This window comes from Corallococcus exercitus, from assembly GCF_003611585.1.
Classification (GTDB): Bacteria; Myxococcota; Myxococcia; order Myxococcales; family Myxococcaceae; genus Corallococcus; species Corallococcus exercitus.
This window is the reverse complement of the sequence record NZ_RAVW01000868.1, coordinates 1-559: the sequence shown is the minus strand read 5'-3', so window position 1 is coordinate 559 and position 559 is coordinate 1. Positions and strand designations below refer to the sequence as shown.

Below are 559 nucleotides of genomic sequence, written 5' to 3'. Positions count from 1 at the left end.
TGTGTATAAGAGACAGGTGGGGGAGCAGGCGCCCGGGCAGGCCCGGAAGCACGCATGGCCCGGCAATGTTGATGATTCCCCAGCCGACTTCAAGACACTGGATTCCTTGCCAGGCCCGGGGGCATCCGTCGAACGGAGGTCACCCGCCGGCCAGGGGAGCGCTCACGCATTGCGCGCGACAAGTCCCCTGCTATAACGCCCGGCGTCTCCGATCCCGTAGCTCAGTTGGATAGAGCGGCGGTTTCCTAAACCGCAGGCCACAGGTTCGATTCCTGTCGGGGTCATCGCCCTGCTTCCGAACTAAGCGGAAGCAGGGCGTTTTTCTGTCCGGTGGCGTTCAGGCGGGTTCGCTGGATTGGGTACCCGTTTGGTACCGGGTTTGCCCCTCCTGAAGCGCTGTCTCGGTCGCACCTCGAACCCCCGAGCAGTCAGAGGCTCCACTCAAACCCGTGGGAGCCCTCCGTAGCGTGAGCCCTGGCGAGGTGTGGCTGGGGAGGGGCAGGTGGAGGAGCGCGGGTGGGAGTACCGGCGCAGGCCGCCGGAGGGGACGGTGCTGTAC

The 559-nt window shown here is 65.7% G+C and carries 1 tRNA gene; it reads left to right on the top strand.

Annotated features, from left to right (window positions below):
- Nucleotides 1-210 precede the first annotated feature (210 nt).
- A tRNA-Arg gene (locus D7W79_RS42605) sits at nucleotides 211-284 on the top strand.
- The last annotated feature ends 275 nt before the right edge of the window (nucleotides 285-559 follow it).